Source organism: Pseudomonas sp. DD1, from assembly GCF_044510355.1.
In the GTDB taxonomy this organism is placed as follows: domain Bacteria; phylum Pseudomonadota; class Gammaproteobacteria; order Pseudomonadales; family Pseudomonadaceae; genus Aquipseudomonas; species Aquipseudomonas shahriarae.
In genome coordinates, this window is the sequence record NZ_MSAJ01000003.1 from 149,364 (window position 1) to 165,537 (window position 16,174).

The 16,174-nt window shown below is 63.6% G+C and carries 11 protein-coding genes and 1 pseudogene; 3 read left to right on the forward strand and 9 right to left on the reverse strand.

Annotated elements, in window-relative coordinates; genetic code table 11:
* Positions 1–78: 78 nt before the first annotated feature.
* On the forward strand, positions 79–2,601 hold the full coding sequence (locus tag PSFL_RS02855) for a sulfite reductase flavoprotein subunit alpha (RefSeq protein WP_170044044.1): 2,523 nt from the start codon (positions 79–81) through the stop codon (positions 2,599–2,601).
* A 124-nt stretch (positions 2,602–2,725) separates the two neighbouring features.
* Here the strand turns inward: PSFL_RS02855 and PSFL_RS02860 are convergent, their stop codons facing one another.
* The 4 genes from PSFL_RS02860 to ptsP form a co-directional block, all read right to left on the reverse strand.
* Positions 2,726–4,267, reverse strand: a complete 1,542-nt coding sequence (locus PSFL_RS02860; protein WP_170044043.1) for an alkaline phosphatase — start codon at positions 4,265–4,267, stop codon at positions 2,726–2,728.
* Positions 4,268–4,339: 72 nt separating this feature from the next.
* Positions 4,340–6,040, reverse strand: coding sequence for a PTS fructose-like transporter subunit IIB (locus PSFL_RS02865; protein WP_170044042.1), 1,701 nt, complete (start codon positions 6,038–6,040; stop codon positions 4,340–4,342).
* Positions 6,041–6,051: 11 nt separating this feature from the next.
* Positions 6,052–6,993: a 1-phosphofructokinase gene (pfkB, locus tag PSFL_RS02870; protein ID WP_057958412.1), complete on the reverse strand. Its 942-nt coding sequence runs from the start codon at positions 6,991–6,993 to the stop codon at positions 6,052–6,054.
* Positions 6,994–9,852 (reverse strand): phosphoenolpyruvate--protein phosphotransferase, encoded by a 2,859-nt coding sequence (gene ptsP, locus PSFL_RS02875; protein WP_315492094.1) that lies wholly within the window; start codon positions 9,850–9,852, stop codon positions 6,994–6,996.
* A gap of 283 nt (positions 9,853–10,135) precedes the next feature.
* Here ptsP and cra point away from each other — a divergent pair, with 283 nt between their 5' ends.
* Both cra and PSFL_RS02885 read left to right on the forward strand, forming a co-directional pair.
* Positions 10,136–11,131 (forward strand): catabolite repressor/activator, encoded by a 996-nt coding sequence (gene cra, locus PSFL_RS02880; RefSeq protein ID WP_397469675.1) that lies wholly within the window; start codon positions 10,136–10,138, stop codon positions 11,129–11,131.
* 2 nt (positions 11,132–11,133) lie between these two features.
* The gene (locus tag PSFL_RS02885; RefSeq protein ID WP_057441044.1) at positions 11,134–11,937 is read left to right on the forward strand and encodes a TatD family hydrolase; all 804 of its coding nucleotides are present in this window, start codon (positions 11,134–11,136) and stop codon (positions 11,935–11,937) included.
* On the opposite strand, the gene PSFL_RS02890 is transcribed toward PSFL_RS02885, so the two are convergent.
* From PSFL_RS02890 to ampD, 5 genes and pseudogenes are all read right to left on the reverse strand, one after another.
* Complete coding sequence (locus PSFL_RS02890) at positions 11,857–12,297, reverse strand: hypothetical protein (RefSeq protein WP_057958408.1); 441 nt, start codon at positions 12,295–12,297, stop codon at positions 11,857–11,859. The two genes, PSFL_RS02885 and PSFL_RS02890, sit on opposite strands and share 81 nt — an antisense overlap.
* 127 nt (positions 12,298–12,424) lie before the next feature.
* A complete protein-coding gene (locus tag PSFL_RS02895) occupies positions 12,425–13,354 on the reverse strand; it encodes a methyl-accepting chemotaxis protein (RefSeq protein WP_370693753.1) in 930 nt (309 codons plus the stop codon).
* Positions 13,331–14,422, reverse strand: a pseudogene (locus PSFL_RS02900) (methyl-accepting chemotaxis protein); the annotation flags it as partial. The gene PSFL_RS02895 and the pseudogene PSFL_RS02900, both read right to left, overlap by 24 nt.
* Positions 14,423–14,740: 318 nt before the next feature.
* Positions 14,741–15,577: a regulatory signaling modulator protein AmpE gene (ampE, locus tag PSFL_RS02905; RefSeq protein WP_057441051.1), complete on the reverse strand. Its 837-nt coding sequence runs from the start codon at positions 15,575–15,577 to the stop codon at positions 14,741–14,743.
* Positions 15,574–16,137 (reverse strand): 1,6-anhydro-N-acetylmuramyl-L-alanine amidase AmpD, encoded by a 564-nt coding sequence (gene ampD / locus PSFL_RS02910; RefSeq protein ID WP_128592790.1) that lies wholly within the window; start codon positions 16,135–16,137, stop codon positions 15,574–15,576. The genes ampE and ampD overlap by 4 nt, the downstream gene beginning before the upstream one ends.
* Positions 16,138–16,174: the final 37 nt, after the last annotated feature.

Here is a 16,174-nt window from a genome sequence, read left to right on the forward strand (position 1 = left end):
AAAAAAGAAAGTTTCTCGACCACCCACGGCATAATGCGCGCCGTAAAAATCATATCCAGCTCAGCGAGGCCGTCCGACGTGTTGAAGAAAACCCTGTTCCAGTTGCACTGGTTTTTCGGCATTACCGCCGGGCTGGTGTTGGCATTGATGGGGATTACCGGGGCCGCGTACTCGTTCCAGGATGAAATCCTGCGGGCGCTCAACCCCACGGTACTGACCGTGCAAAAACAACCCGCCGGGGTGCTGCCGCCCGCTGAACTGGTACGCAAGCTCGAAGCCACCGAAGGCAAGGCCGTGTCCATGCTGTGGGTAGAAAGCGAAAGCGGCAACGCTGCCCGCGTGTTCTTCACCCCGCCACCGGGCGAGCGCCGGGGGCAGATGCGCTACTTCGACCCGTACACCGGCGACTACCTGGGCGACGCCGTCGGCCAGGACTTTTTCGGCCTGATGCTGCAACTGCACCGCTTCCTCGCCATGGGTGACACCGGCCGGCAAATCACCGGCGCCTGTACGCTGATTCTGATTTTCTTCTGCCTTTCCGGCCTGTACCTGCGCTGGCCGCGCCAGGTGGCGAGCTGGCGTGCCTGGCTGACCCTGGACTGGCGCAAGAAAGGCCGCAGCTTCAACTGGGACCTGCACTCGGTGTTCGGCACCTGGTGCCTGCTGTTCTATCTGTTGGCCGCGCTTACCGGGCTGTCCTGGTCCTACGAGTGGTACAACAAAGGCCTGACCCGGCTGCTGTCCGATGCACCGCAGAACGAGCGGGTGCGCAATCGCGGCCCGGCGCCTGCGGGCCCGGCGCCCATCGCCAATTACGAGGCGATCTGGAGCAGCATCTACAGCTCTGCCGGCCCGGGCTTGAGCGCCTACAACATCCGTATGCCACCTGTCGCCGGGCAACCGGCCACGGTCTACTACCTGTTGCAGAGCTCGCCCCATGACCGCGCGCTGAACCAGATCAACCTCGACCCGGCCACAGGCGTCGTCAAAAGCGTCGAGCGCTATGGCGACAAAAGCCTCAAGGCGCAGTTGCTGACCAGCATCTATGCCCTGCATGTGGGCAGTTATTTCGGCCTGGTGGGGCGGATCATTCTTACCGTCACCGCGCTGTGCATGCCGCTGTTCTTTATTACCGGCTGGTTGCTGTACCTGGACCGCCGCCGCAAAAAACGCCAGGTGCGCGATGCCCGTAAAGGCCTGGGCGAGAACCACAGCGATGCACCGGCCTGGCTGATCGGTTTCGCCAGCCAGAGCGGGTTTGCCGAGCAACTGGCCTGGCAGACCGCCGGCCAGTTGCAGGCCGACGGGTTGCCGGTGAAGGTCAAGCCCCTGGGCAGCGTCAGCGAAGAGGACTTGCGCCAGTCGGAACACGCACTGTTTGTGGTCAGTACCTTCGGCGATGGCGAAGCACCGGACAGCGCGCGCGGCTTCGAACGCAGCGTGCTGGGGCGCGACCTTTCCCTCCAGGGCCTGAACTACTCGGTGCTGGCCCTGGGCGATCGCCAATACCAGCACTTCTGCGGCTTTGCCCGGCGCCTGCACTTCTGGCTGACCCACCAGGGCGGCAACGCATTGTTCGCCCCGGTCGAAGTCGACAGCGGCGACCAGGAGGCCCTGCTGCACTGGCAACACCAACTGGGGCAGATCACCGGCCATGCACCGGCCGCCTGGGCCAGCGCCCACTATGAAAGCTGGACCCTGAGCCGGCGTACCTTGCTCAACCCAGACAGCAGCGGCACGGGTGTCTACCTGCTGGGCCTCAACCCGCCCGCCCCGCGCGACTGGCTGGCCGGCGACCTGGTGGAAATTCTGCCACGCCATTGCCCGTGGGCCGTCGAGCATTTCCTCGATGGCCTGGGCATCGCCGGCACGGACGAAGTGCTTGTCGATGGCCTGGCGCGGCCCCTGGAACAGGTGCTGGCCAGCCGCCAATTGCCGGACAACCGCTCCCATCTGGTCGGCCTGCACGCCCAGGCGCTGGTGGAGGCACTGGTGCCAGTGGGCGTGCGCGAATACTCCATCGCCTCGATTGCCAGCGACGGCGTGCTGGAGCTGATCGTGCGCCAGGAACGCCACCCTGACGGCAGCCTGGGCCTGGGGTCGGGCTGGCTGACCGAGCACGCGCCGCTGGGTGCCGCGATCAGCCTGCGGTTGCGGCGCAACAGCGGCTTCCATCTGCCAACGGAGCCTGTGCCAATGATTCTGCTGGGCAACGGCACTGGCCTGGCCGGCTTGCGCAGCCTGCTCAAGGCGCGCATCGCCGATGGCCAGCAGCGCAACTGGTTGCTGTTCGGCGAACGCAACATCGCCCATGACTACCACTGCCAGGAGGAGCTGCAAGGCTGGTTGGCCAGTGGCGACCTGGCGTTGCTGGACCTGGCGTTTTCGCGGGATCAAGACGAGAAAATCTACGTCCAGGACCGCCTGCGCGAATCCGCCGATGTACTGCGTAAATGGCTCGCCGAGGGCGCAGCGATTTATGTCTGCGGGAGTTTGCAGGGCATGGCGGCCGGGGTGGATCAGGTGTTGGTGGATGTTCTGGGAAGCGAGGCGGTGCAACGCCTTATCGAACAGGGCCGCTACCGCCGGGATGTCTACTGACCTACACCTATCAAAATGTGGGAGCGGGCTTGCCCGCGATGGCGGTCTGTCAGTAACCGATTGGCTGGCTGATCTATCGCAATCGCGGGCAAGCCTGCTCCCACAGGTTTGGGCGCATTTCAGGTCAGGTGGGTTGGAGTTTTTGTTCGAATACCGACACGCCATCCAGGTCGCGCAACGTGACCGTCAGCTCCGCCGTTTGCCCATCAATCTGCACCTCGCCAAAAAACTGGAACCCGGCAAACGGCGACGTGTTTTGCGCCGGTGGGGCTTTTTCAAACACCACCTGCGGGCCAAAGGTTTTATCCAGCGGATTGGGCCCGAAGCTCCCTGCATTCAAGGGCCCCGCGACAAACTCCCAGAACGGCTCGAAATCCTGGAACGCCGCCCGGTCCGGGTGGTAGTGGTGCGCCGCGCAGTAGTGCACATCGGCGGTCAGCCACACATGGTTGCGCACCTGTTGCGCGCGCAGAAAACCGAGTAACTCGGCAATTTCCAGCTCACGGCCCTGGGCCGCGCCAGGGTCGCCGTTGGCCACCGCTTCCCAGCGCGGCACACCGGGGCTGACTTCGCCGTCGGGCACGCCGAGGCCGATAGGCATGTCGGCGGCAATCACCTTCCACTGCGCCTTCGATGCCTTGAGTCCGCCCTTGAGCCAGTCCAATTGCGCCCGCCCCAGAAACGGTTTGGCAGCGCCCAGGTTGCCATCGTTGGCCTCACGATAGCTGCGCATGTCCAGGACAAACACATCGAGCAACGGCCCGTAGCTGAGCTTGCGGTAGATGCGCCCGCCCTGATCGGCGCTCTGCAAGCGCATCGGCGCATATTCCAGCCAGGCCTGGCGTGCGCGGCCCACCAGGGTGGTGATGTCCTTGGTCTGGTAACGCTCGTCCAGTTGCTTGCCAGGCGACCAGTTGTTGACCACTTCGTGATCGTCCCATTGCCAGATCTGCGGCACCTGGGCATTGAAGCGGCGCACGTTCTCGTCCATCAGGTTGTAGCGATAGTTACCACGGTATTCATCCAGGGTTTCGGCGACTTTGCTCTTGGCCTCGGTGGTGAGGTTGCGCCAGATACGCCCGCTTTCGGTGGTCAGTTGCGCCGGCACCGGGCCGTCGGCGTAGATGGTGTCGCCGCTGTGGATAAAAAAATCCGGCAGGCGCAGACGCATGGCTTCGTAGATGCGCATGCCGCCGATGTCCGGGTTGATGCCGAAGCCCTGGCCGACGGTGTCGCCGCTCCACACAAAGCGGATATCGCGGCGCTGTTGCGGCACGCTGCGCAAGTGGCCGAACCAGGGCTCGCTGGCCACGCCGGTCTGCGCGTCCTCAAATTGCACACGGTAGAAAATCGCCTGGTCGGCGGGCAGCCCGGTCAACTCGACGCGGGCGGTGAAGTCGCTGCGGCTGTCGGCCAAAGACGAGATGAATCGGCGCGGGTTGCTGAACAGGCTGCGGGTATCCCACTCGACCACCATCCGTGCCGGGCGGTCGCAGCGACTCCAGATCATGGCGCGGTCGCCCAGCAAGTCGCCGGACTGCACGCCATCGGTCAACTGCGGCCGGTCCTTGACCGACGCGATCACCGCCGGTGCCAGCCCCGGCAACAGCAGGCCGGCGCCGACACCCTGAATCACCCGGCGACGGCCGGGGTTGAAGTGGCTCATGGCTTTCCCTCTGCACAGCAAAAGGAAAACTAAAGCATGGGCGGATGAAGCACAGATGACAGGCGCCGACACCTACATTGAGGCGACGGCCTCGGGGCGCTTGATCACGGCATACACCAAGCCGGTGAGCACGCTGCCAGCGACGATCGCCAACAGGTACAACAGCGCATGGTTGATGGTGTTCGGGATCAGCATCACAAACAGCCCGCCGTGGGGGGCCATCAGCTTGCAGCCGAAGTACATCGACAAGGCACCGGTCAATGCGCCGCCGGCGATGCTAGCCGGGATCACCCGTAGCGGGTCCTTGGCGGCAAACGGGATGGCGCCTTCGGAGATAAAGCACATGCCCAGGATCAACGCAGCCTTGCCGGCCTCGCGCTCGGTCTGGGCGAACTTGCGCCGGGCCAGGAACGTGGCGATTGCCATGCCAATCGGCGGCACCATGCCCGCGGCCATGGTGGCGGCCATCGGTGCGCCGCTCTGGGAGGCCAGCAGGCCGACGGAGAACGCGTAGGCCGCCTTGTTGATCGGCCCGCCAAGGTCGGCGCACATCATCCCGCCCAGCAGGATGCCCAGCAGCACCGCATTGGTGGTGCCCATGGTGCTGAGGAAGTCCGTCAGGCCCACTAGCATCTGCGCCACCGGCGGGCCGATCAGGTAGATCATCGCCAGGCCGGTGATCAGGCTCGCCAGCAACGGGATGATCAGGATCGGCTTGAGCGACTCCAGGCTCTGCGGCAATGGCACCGCGCGGGTAATCAGCTTGACGCTGTAGCCGGCGAGGAAACCGGCAAAGATCCCGCCGATAAAACCTGCGCCCAGGGTGCTGGCCAACAGGCCGCCGATCATCCCCGGCGCGAGGCCCGGACGGTCGGCAATCGAATAGGCGATGTAGCCGGCGAGCAGCGGCACCATCAGGGTGAAGGCATGGTCGCCGACCGCTTTGAGGGCCGCCGCCAGGGTGCCGGGCTCTTCGTAGGCGTGAATACCGAAGACGAAGGACAGGGCAATCAACAAGCCCCCGGCCACGACCATCGGCAACATGAATGACACGCCGGTCAGCAGGTGTTTGTAGACCCCGGTTTTCTCTGGTTTGGCCGCCGTACCGCTGGCGGCGCTTTCCTGCTGGCCTTCGGCCAGGGCTTTATCGAGGATCGCGGCGGACTGCTTGAGCGCAATGCCAGTGCCACAGCGGTAGATTTTCTTGCCGGCAAAGCGCTCGGTGGCCACTTCGATATCGGCGGCCAGCAGCACCACGTCGGCATCGCGAATGGCTTGCTCGGTCAGGGGCGTACGTGCGCCTACCGAGCCCTGGGTTTCCACCTGCAGGTCGTAACCCTTGGCCTTGGCGGCCTGCTGCAACGCTTCGGCGGCCATAAAAGTGTGGGCCACGCCGGTGGGGCAGGCGGTGATGGCGACAATGCGCGGCACGTTTTTTACCGTCGGCACTGTGGTGCTGGCAACGTACAACTGGGCCTCTTGCGCGCCCCGTTGCAGCACCGCTTCAACGTCCTGTAACGCCTGGGCCGGAGTGCTCTGGTACACGCGCTTGCCGACAAAGCGCTGCATGTCCACGGGCGTGCTGGCGACCAGCAACACCCATTCGGCCGCGTCGAGGGTGGCCTGGGAAAGGGCGCGCTCGGGGTGGTTCACGTCCACCACTTCCACGCTGGTGCTCCAGCCCTGGCGTTGTGCGGCGGCGTCCAGCAAGCGGGCGCACAGCACACTGGTGACCATGCCGTTGGGGCAGGCGGTAACAATGGCTAACTTCATGACAACCCCTCTTATTGTTCTGTCAGCGGGCGTACTTGCACGCCGCTTTCGAGGCGCGCCAGGTGCGCGTCATCGCTGATGCCGAAACCGATCTGTGTGACGGCCATGGCGGCGATGGCCGTGGCCCGCGCCAGGGTCGTATGTGCGCTGTCCTGTACCAGCAGACCGTGGAGCATGCCGGCCAGCAACGAGTCACCCGCGCCCACCGTACTGGCGACGGTGACGCGGGGCGGCGTGGCATGGAACGCGCCGTTTGCAGTGAACCAATTGACCCCCTCGGCACCCTGGGACACCACCACATGCTCCACACCTTGCGCATGCAGGCGCTTGGCCGCCTGGGCCTGTTGCGCAGGCGTGTCGGCTGGGCAATCCAGCGCATCGGCCAGTTCTTCGGTGTTGGGCTTGATCAACCAGGGAGCGGCCTGCAACCCGGCACGCAAAGCCTCGCCGCTGGTGTCCAGGGCGACTTTGAGACCCAGGGTTTTCAGGTGCTGCAACAAGGCGTACAGCCACTGCGGGCTGACCCCACGGGGCAGACTGCCAGCGACCACCACCACATCATGGCCGGGGGCAATCCGCGTCAACTGCTCAAGCATCGCCTCTTGCGCCTGCGCGCTGACCTGTGGCCCCGGGGCGTTGATATCGGTCACCCGGCCGTCGTGCTCAGCGATTTTGATATTGCTGCGGGTTTCCCCCGGCACACGAATAAACGCATCGACAAAACCCCGACGGGCAATCAACGCGTCGAACGCCTGGGGATTGTCTGCCCCCAGGAATCCGCCAACCGTCACTTGATGGCCAAGGTCCGCCAACACCTGGGCGACATTCACGCCCTTGCCCGCCGCATGGGTCAGCATGGCCTGGCTACGATTGACCGCCCCGGGCTCCAGGCGCGCCAGTTGTACGGTCAGGTCCAACGCCGGGTTCAGCGTCAGGCTTAGAATCCTTGCCATTTACACAGCCTCCACAAGGGCGCGCACTTGCGCGGGAGAGCCCACGGCCAAGGCGTTTTGTGCGAGGGTCTGGGCCTCGCTCAGGGTGAATTCACGGACCCGGGCCTTGACCTCGGGAATGCTGCGGGCCGACACGCTCAACTCGTCGACGCCAAGGCCGACCAGCACCGGCACGGCCAGCGGGTCGGCCGCCAGCTCACCGCACACCCCGACCCATTTGCCATGGGCATGGGCGGCGCGCACGGTGATGTCGATCAGTTGCAGCACTGCCGGGTGCAGCCCGTCAGCCTGGGCCGACAGGGTGGGATGCCCACGGTCGATGGCCAGGGTGTACTGGGTCAGGTCATTGGTGCCAATGCTGAAGAAGTCCACTTCCTGGGCCAGTACTGGCGCCAGCAAGGCCGCCGAAGGCACTTCGATCATGATCCCCAGTTGCAGGTCCGCTACCGGGATCTGCTCGCGCAGGCGCTCGGTCATGTCCCGGGCCTGGCGCCACTCATCGACGCTGCCGACCATGGGAAACATGATGCGCAGCGGGCGACCGTCCGCCGAACGCAACAGCGCACGCAGTTGGGTTTCCATGATCTGCGGGCGTTGCAGGGTCAGGCGGATGCCGCGCACACCCAGGAACGGGTTTTCTTCTTTGGCAATCGGCCAGTAAGGCAGGGGTTTATCACCGCCCACATCCAGGGTGCGCACCACCAGCGGTCGCCCAGCCAGGCCGTCGAGCACCCGGCGGTATTCAGCTTCCTGGGTGGCTTCGTCCGGGGCCTGGGAATGGGCCATGAAAATCAGTTCGGTACGCAGCAGGCCAATGCCTTCGGCGCCCTGCTCGACCGCCGCCGCCACTCCTGCGCTTTCGCCGATATTGGCGAACACTTCCACGGCATGCCCATCACGGGTCATGGCCGGTTCATGGCGCTGGGCGGCGGCGGCCTGCAGGCGTTGTTCGCGGGTGTCGCGCTCCTGCGTGGCGCGCTGCAAGGTTCCGGCATCGGCATCCACATGCAGGCGCCCACGCTGGCCGTCGAGCAACAGTGGCGTGCCCGAGGCCAGCAGCAAGACCGCCGGCCCCGCGCCAACCAATGCGGGAATCCCCAGGGCGCGGGCGACGATGGCACTGTGGGCGGTGGCCCCCCCGCGTGCGGTGAGGATCCCCGCCACGCGCGTCGGGTCGAGGCGCGCCACATCCGACGGGCCGACCTCATCCATCACCAGAATGTAAGGTTCGTCGGGCTCCTGCGGGGTGTCGATGCCACACAGTTGCGCCAGCACCCGCCGGCCGATATCCCGAAGGTCGGCGGCGCGTTCGGCGAGCAGCGCGTCCTGCAAGGACTCCTGCTGTTTGGCGGCCGCTTCGATCACGCTCATCCACGCCGCTTCGGCGCTTTCGCCTTGCTTGAGGCGGGTGTCGACTTCGTCGGTCAGTTCCGGGTCGTCGAGCATTTCCTGGTGGGTGATGAAAATCTCGCGGATCGCCTTGGACGTGCTGCGCTCGATCAAGCCCTGGATATCGTGGCGCACATCACGCAGCGCAGCGGATAGGCGCTCGCGCTCGGCGCTGGCCGACTCGCCCCGCAGTGGATAATCGAAAGGCTGCAACACTTGGATATGGGCCGGACCGATGGCGATCCCCGGTGCCGCAGGGATTGCCTGAATCAGGCTGCCGGAGAGCGGCGCACTGAGCGGTGGTTCGGCCTCGATGACTTCAACCCGTGCGCTGACGGCCGGCAGCGGCTCGACGTCTTCACCGAGCCCCGCTTGCACAGCCGCCAGCAACGCCGGCAGCGCATCGTCGGCAATCGCCGGCTCGGCGACAAACTCCAGCACCTGGCCACGGCGGGCGCCGAGGCTGAGCAGCTTGCTCAAGCTCTTGACCGACACCGCGCCGCCCTGCCCGTCGACGATCCGCACGCGGATCTCGCCGTCGAAGCCCTTCGCCAGTTGCGCCAGGGCCTTGGCCGGCCGCGCATGCAGGCCGTGGGCATTGGCCAGGGCAATGCGTGCGCTGGGCCAGTCGGCGGGCAGTTCGCCACCCAGTACTTCGAGGACCGCCCGGCTGCTGGTGGCGCGCCCCAGTTCCTGGCCGCGCCCTTCAATCAGCAAGGCGCACAGGCGCTCAAGCAGGGCCTGGTGGGCCTCACCGAGGCTGGCCAGGCAGAACAGGCCGCTCAATGGCTGGCCGAGGTAGCGCATGGGTTTGTCCGGGGTGACAAAGGCCAGGCCCGGGCGCTTGACCGTTTGTTCACTGTGCAGCCACCACAGGCCATCACCCAGGGGTAATGCATCGACTTGCTGCAACACGGCAGCAAAACCATTGCTCACGCAATCGGCCTGGCGCAACAGGCGCGCGCCGCGCCACACCAGTTCTTCAAAATCGTCGGCGGACACGCCCAGGCCGATCATCTGTGCATCCAGCGCCAGCTCCTGGGGCGCACCCTGCAGCAGTTTGAGCAAGGCGTCGGCCGAGGTGGCGCGGCACAGCGCCTGGCCCAGGTCGGTTTCACCGAGGGCGCGGGTCAGCAGTTGCAGCAGGCGCAGGTGTTCATCGGATTTGGCCGCGATGCCAATCGCCAGGTAGACGATCTGGCCATCGCCCCAATCCACGCCTTGGGGAAATTGCAGCAGGCGCACGCCGGTGGCGAATACCTGGTCGCGGGTTTCGGGAGTGCCGTGGGGGATCGCAATACCTTGGCCAAGGAAGGTCGAGCCTTGCGCTTCACGGGCTTGCAGGCCGCTCAGGTAACCCTCGGCGACCAGGCCATCGGCCACCAGTTTTTCGGCGAGCAGTTGCAAGGCAGCAGACTTATCCACAGCCACCTGGCCCATGGATATCTGCTCTACGGTGAGCTCAAGCATGCCTTTCTCCTAGTTAGTGCGGGGTGCGCACTAGGTATTGTTTTGATTAAACCGTGCAAAAATAACTGACTGAGTGGTCAATTGGCAGTAGGCACTCAGCAGCGATCATCGTAAAAATACGCCTGCTGAAACGTTTAATCTAGAATTTATGGCAGATTACTGGGTAATTCTGCATCCTTGAAGCACCGCTCGGCGCTTGAGTTGCGACAATGGTCGCGTGCAGGAATCGGTTACGATTGGACAAAATGTCGGGGCAAGCTCTAAAAAACAAGGAAATCCCGGTTTGAAACTCAGTGATATTGCACGCTTAGCCGGTGTGTCCGTGACCACCGCCAGCTACGTCATCAATGGCAAGGCCGCACAGCAACGGATCAGCAGCGCCACCGTGGAACGGGTGCGGGCGGTGGTCGAGGAGCACGGCTTTACCCCCAACCCCCAGGCCGCCGGATTGCGCAGCCGGCACACGCGTACCTTGGGCTTTATCCTGCCGGACCTGGAAAACCCCAGTTATGCACGGATCGCCAAGCTGTTGGAACAAGGCGCACGGGCCCGTGGCTATCAGTTGCTGATCGCCAGTTCCGACGACGATGCCAACAGCGAGCGTCAGTTGCTGCAACTGTTTCGCGCGCGGCGTTGCGATGCACTGTTCGTCGCCAGTTGCCTGCCCGCCAGCGATGACAGCTATCGCGAACTGCAAGCCAAGGGCCTGCCGGTGATTGCCATCGACCGGGTAATGGACGCCGAGCAGTTCTGCTCGGTGGTCAGCGATGACCGCCAGGCCTGCCAGCAATTGACCAGCAGCCTGCTGCAACCCCTGCCCCGGCAGATCGTACTGATCGGTGCCCGCCCCGAGCTGAGCATCAGCCAGGAGCGCGCGGCAGGTTTCCAGCAAGCACTTGAAGACTTCAAAGGTGATGTGCTGGTCGAGCAAGGCGAAGCCTTCAGCCGCGACTGCGGTCGCCAGTTGATGGAAGAACTCCTGCAACGCCTGGGGCATTTACCCGATGCATTGGTGACGACTTCCTACGTCCTGCTGCAAGGGGTGTTTGACGCGCTGCATGACTTCCCGCTCAAATCCCGGCCGCTGCGCCTGGGCACTTTTGGTGATACCCAGTTGCTGGACTTTCTGCCGCTGCCGGTCAACGCCATGGCCCAGCAGCACGCGCTGATCGCCGAGACGGCCCTGCGCCTGGCACTCGCGGCGATTGAAGAGCAACACTACCAACCGGGTGTGCATGCCATTGGCCGGACCTTCAAGCAGCGGATTCACGAGGCGTAGGCGTGGAGCTGATCGACAGCCACACCCACCTCGACTTCGAGGACTTCGACGCTGATCGCGACGAGGTGCTCAGGCACAGTCGCCAGCTCGGCGTACGACGCATGGTGGTGCTGGGGGTGTACCAGCGCAATTGGCAGCGGCTATGGGACCTGGCACAACAGGACCCGGACCTGCACGGGGCCTTCGGCCTGCACCCGGTGTACCTGGATGAGCATCGCCCCGCAGACCTGATCGAGTTGGGCGACTGGCTGACCCGCCTCAAGGGCCATCGCCAGCTCTGCGCCGTGGGTGAAATCGGCCTGGACTACTTCCTGGCGCACCTGGACCGCGAACGCCAGCAATCCCTGTTTGAAGCCCAGTTGCAGTTGGCCGTGGACTTCCAGTTGCCGGCGCTGCTGCATGTGCGGCGCAGCCATGCGGCCGTTATCGCCACCCTCAAGCGCATTCGCCTGCCCCGGGGCGGGATCATCCATGCCTTCGCCGGCAGCCGCGAAGAAGCCCGCGAATACATCAAGCTGGGGTTCAAGCTGGGCCTGGGCGGCGCGCCAACCTGGCCTCAGGCCCTGCGCATGCACAAGGTCATCGCCCAACTGCCGCTGGAATCAGTGGTGCTGGAAACCGACTCGCCGGACATGGCGCCCGCCATGTACCCCGGCCAACGCAATAGCCCGCAACACCTGCCGGCCATCTGCAGCGCCCTGGCCGAACTGATGGGCATCAGCCCTTCAGCGCTGGCCGAAGCGAGCACCCGCAACGCCTGCGAAGTGTTCCACTGGCCCGTCGATGACGGGGTTGACCGCCTCTAGCGTCAGGGTCATGCGGTGCCGGTGGCGGGCGTGGCGCAGGGTCAGGAAGTGAATCAGGATCGCCACCAGCGACACATTCAATTGCCCGATCTTGCTGATCAAGCCGACCCACTCGACCACCAGGGCCACCAACAAGGCCACGCAGGTCAGCACCAGCATGCTCGGGCGCAGCAGGGCCAGGTTGTCCAGGGACTTCAACTGACGCAGTTGCCTGGGGCAATTGAGCAGCAGGACTTTGTGGCAATACGGGCAATCAAAGGGCTCGTTGAGTGCAATGGCATTGAGCTGCCAGGGCTTGAGCACAAAGGTGATATCGCAATGGGCGCAATGCCCTTTCACGCCTGGAGTTGTCGCGGTCATGGCCCTGCCTCCCGGAAGCGCTGGATGGGGTGAAACAAATTCTCACCCAATCCCAGCGCAAAAAAAGCTCACGCGGGAAAACAGGACATGCACCACATAGCAAAGGGATAAAGCCTACAACCAAGTCTTACACGCGGAAGGCACCGATCAGCTTTTTCAACTCAATCACCTGCAAGGACAATTGCCGGCTGGCCTCTTCGGTCTGGTGCGCGCCCTGGGCCGCGTGCTCGCCAGCCCGATTGATCTCGACGATGTTCTGGTCGATGTCGTGGGCCACCGCCGTCTGCTGCTCCACCGCCGCCGCGATTTGCTGGTTCTGATCGACGATCATGCCCACCGCACCGAGGATATTTTCCAGGGCCAACTGGACCTGTTCCGACTGCCCGACCGTGCCGCTGGCCATTTTATGACTGCTGCCCATGGCCTTCACGGCCGCGCCGACGCCTTGGTGCAACTTGGCGATCATCTGCTCGATTTCTTCGGTGGAGTGCTGGGTGCGCCGGGCCAGGGTGCGCACCTCATCGGCCACCACGGCAAACCCACGCCCCTGCTCCCCCGCCCGCGCCGCCTCGATGGCCGCGTTCAGGGCCAGCAGGTTGGTTTGTTCGGCGATGCTCTTGATCACTTCCAGCACGCTGCTGATGGATTGACTGTCGATGGCCAGTTGGTTGATCACCAGCACTGACTGGTCGATCTCCGATGCCAGTAGCGCGATGCTGCCCTGCTGGGATTGCACCAGGCCACGCCCGTTAAGGGTTTCATCGTTGACGCTATGGGCACTGCTGACAGCCGCCGCGGCACTGCGCGCCACTTCATGTGCAGTCGCCGACATTTGGTTCATGGCCGTCGCCACCTGCTCGATCTGGCTGCGCTGGCCCGACACCGCCTGATTGCTGCGCGCCGACACCGACTCCACCTGCCCGGCCTGATGCTCGACCTCCTGGACGGTCTGCCCTACCCGCTCGATCAGGTCGTGGATTTTCGCCACGGTGCCATTGAACACTTCGCCCAATTCACCCAGCTCATCGCGACTCTGGGACTTGAAGCTGACAGTCATGTCCCCGGCAGCGACCTTATCCATCATCGCCCCCAGGTGGCGCAGGGTGGTGCGGGTCGAGGCGTAGAAGCCGCCGTACAGATAGAAAATCAACAAGAACACCGCCGCCAGCGCTGTGACCAGCAGCACCATGTGCGTACGGTTCTGGGCCAGGCGCTGCTGCAGTTGCTGGTCGAGGAAGGACAGGGTCGCGTCGTCCAGTTGATAGGTCTTGGCCATCAAGGCCGTCACTTCGTCATAGAAGGTCTGCCACGGCGCCTCCAGGGTTTCGGCCATCACCACCTGCTCTTCAAACAGCTCGCTGCCCTGCTTGAGGCTGGCCTGGCTGGCTTGGGCCAAGGCATCCAGTGAACCATGGGCGGCCTTGCTGGAGCCCAGGGCGTCCTGCACTTTCAAACCGTATTCCGCCTGGAGTTTTTCCAGTTGCTGCAGCAGTTCGTCAAAACGCGTGCTGGACGATGAGTTGAGAAAGCCCTGGCCCAGGGAATATGCGCCCATGGCCCGGCCTTCGCCCAGGGTCTGGGTGACTTGCGGAGTGACGCTGGTAATCAGTTCGCTGAGTTGGCGCACGTCGCCCTGGACATCACGACTCAACCCCGACTGGCTGGCAATGATCTGGCTGAACATCTGCGCCTTGTTCAGTAACTTGCCGATCAAGGCACTTTTGCTCAGCAGTGAAGACTCGCTTTGCTGGGCCTTGAAGGCCGCAATCATCTCATCGCGCTTGCCCTCGAACACCGCGACCTGCTCGGGATCGGTCGTCATCGCCTGGAAACCTTGCAGACGCTCCAGTACGCGCTGCTCCAAAGCGCTGATTTGACTTTCGATATCCCCCGCCTTGCCCGCCTGCCCAAGGGTGGCGTTGATCTGCACCTGATTGTTCAGGGTTTCCAGGTCGCGCCGCAGGATCAGGCTGCTGCCCAACAGGTCCAGGCTCTGCAACTCAACCTGCGTGCCCTGGAACTCACGCCAGGAATCGCGGACCAGGTAATAGTTGGTCACCAGCATGGGCAGGAAAAACAACACACTGATCAGGCTGAACTTCATGCCGAAGCTCAGGCGATTCATCAGCGCGATGGCGGGATAGAGCAAGCTCTTCACAGATGAACTCCCTTTTCTTTTATTTTTATTGAAGGCGCAGGGCAGCGGCAGAAAGCCACTATTGGGCGCGCTGTCTGTATAGCTTAAATCGGCGGGAAGTTTTGTAACTTAAGGTTAACGCGATCGGCGGGGCCTGGCGGCCGACCGATTTTTGAAGCCACTACGGGCTCTTTGTGGGAGCGGGCTTGTGTGGGAGCGGTGTGTCAGTACCGGATTTTTTGACTGCTACACCGCATCGCGGGCAAGCCCGCTCCCACACAAGCCCGCTCCCACAAGAGGTGTTTTTCAGGGCAGGACGGTCCAGATCGCAAACCCGGCGTACCACAACACGGCCGCGCGCAGCAGCAGTTCCCACAACCGATCCAGGCTGTTGATCCCTTCGGCACCGACCACCGGTGCAGGAATTTCGCCGGCCACCAGGCCAACCTTTTCCACCAACTGCGCCGCACTGATATCCCAGTTCAACAGTTCATGCAGCATTACCCGGCTGACCGCGACAAAATTGCCGACCAAGGCAAAGCTCGCCGCCAGCAACCGCACCGGCAACCAGTCGAACGCATGGCGCAATTGCCCGGCGCGCTCGACCACCAGCGGGTTCTGCCCGTGTTCACTGGCCAGGGCCAACAGGCGGTAGGCCAGGGCCACCACCGGGCCGAGGAGGAAGTACCAGAAAATCACCGCAAAAAAACTCTGATAGGCCTGCCACAGCAAATGGCCCTGGACCCGCTCCAGCAGTTGCTCGCCGCTGTCGGCGCCAATGCCCAGGTCACGTTCGGCAACGTGTTCAGCGGCTTGCAAGTCACCCCGGCGCCAGGCATCGCGAAACGGCCCCAACTGGCCCAGCAAATCGCCGCGGCCCAGGCTGTAGATCACCACCAACAGGTGCACCGGCAGCGCCAGCAAACCATAGGCCAGCGGCTCCAGGACCAGCAGTAACAGCCCCAGCAATGCCACCGGCAGCAACACCAGCAGCGCCAGGATCAGCCAGGGTTGTTTGCCCAGCCGCGCGCTCGACTCAAGCCGGGCCAGTTGGCGCAGCCAACGGCCATCACGCTGTACCCGCTGACGCAAGGCCGAGAATTTCTCGATCCACACTGCCAGCACCAACACCAGGAAACTCATTGTGCATGTCCTCCATCCTGCAAGGCGCCGCGAAAACGCGCCCAATCAAAAGCCGGTCCAGGATCGGTCTTGCGTCCTGGGGCGATGTCACTATGACCGCAAATGCGCTGGTGCGTGATGCCCGGGTAGGCGGCCAGCAATTGGCGACTCAGTTCGATCAGGGAATGGTACTGGGCGTCGGTAAAGGGTTGGTCGTCGGTCCCTTCAAGCTCGATCCCCAGGGAAAAGTCATTGCAGGTCTCGCGCCCCTCGAAACAGGAGACGCCAGCATGCCAGGCACGGTCCCGGCAGGAGACAAATTGCGTCACCGTACCATCACGCTCAATCAGAAAATGCGCGGATACCCGTAGGTCAGCGATGCCTGCAAAGTAGGGATGTTCCGTGACATCCAGACGATTCTGGAAAAACGCCTGCACTTTGCCCGTGGCGAACTGGGCCGGTGGCAAGCTGATGTTGTGCACCACCAACAGGGAAATCTCGCCGCCTGGGCGTTCATTGAAGTTGGGCGACGGGCAATGGGCAATGCCCTGGCACCAACCGCTGGCGGGGTCCAACTGCATACAGGTTCCTTGCGCACGACTTGGGAGCGCTCAGTAT

Coding starts and splice junctions, on each gene's coding strand:
- PSFL_RS02865 (WP_170044042.1), bottom strand. CDS start 6,040: ATGAAGTTAGCCATTGTTACCGCCTGCCCCAACGGCATGGTCACCAGT.
- PSFL_RS02895 (WP_370693753.1), bottom strand. CDS start 13,354: ATGACTGTCAGCTTCAAGTCCCAGAGTCGCGATGAGCTGGGTGAATTG.
- ampE (WP_057441051.1), bottom strand. CDS start 15,577: ATGAGTTTCCTGGTGTTGGTGCTGGCAGTGTGGATCGAGAAATTCTCG.
- ptsP (WP_315492094.1), bottom strand. CDS start 9,852: ATGCTTGAGCTCACCGTAGAGCAGATATCCATGGGCCAGGTGGCTGTG.
- PSFL_RS02890 (WP_057958408.1), bottom strand. CDS start 12,297: ATGACCGCGACAACTCCAGGCGTGAAAGGGCATTGCGCCCATTGCGAT.
- ampD (WP_128592790.1), bottom strand. CDS start 16,137: ATGCAGTTGGACCCCGCCAGCGGTTGGTGCCAGGGCATTGCCCATTGC.
- PSFL_RS02860 (WP_170044043.1), bottom strand. CDS start 4,267: ATGAGCCACTTCAACCCCGGCCGTCGCCGGGTGATTCAGGGTGTCGGC.
- pfkB (WP_057958412.1), bottom strand. CDS start 6,993: ATGGCAAGGATTCTAAGCCTGACGCTGAACCCGGCGTTGGACCTGACC.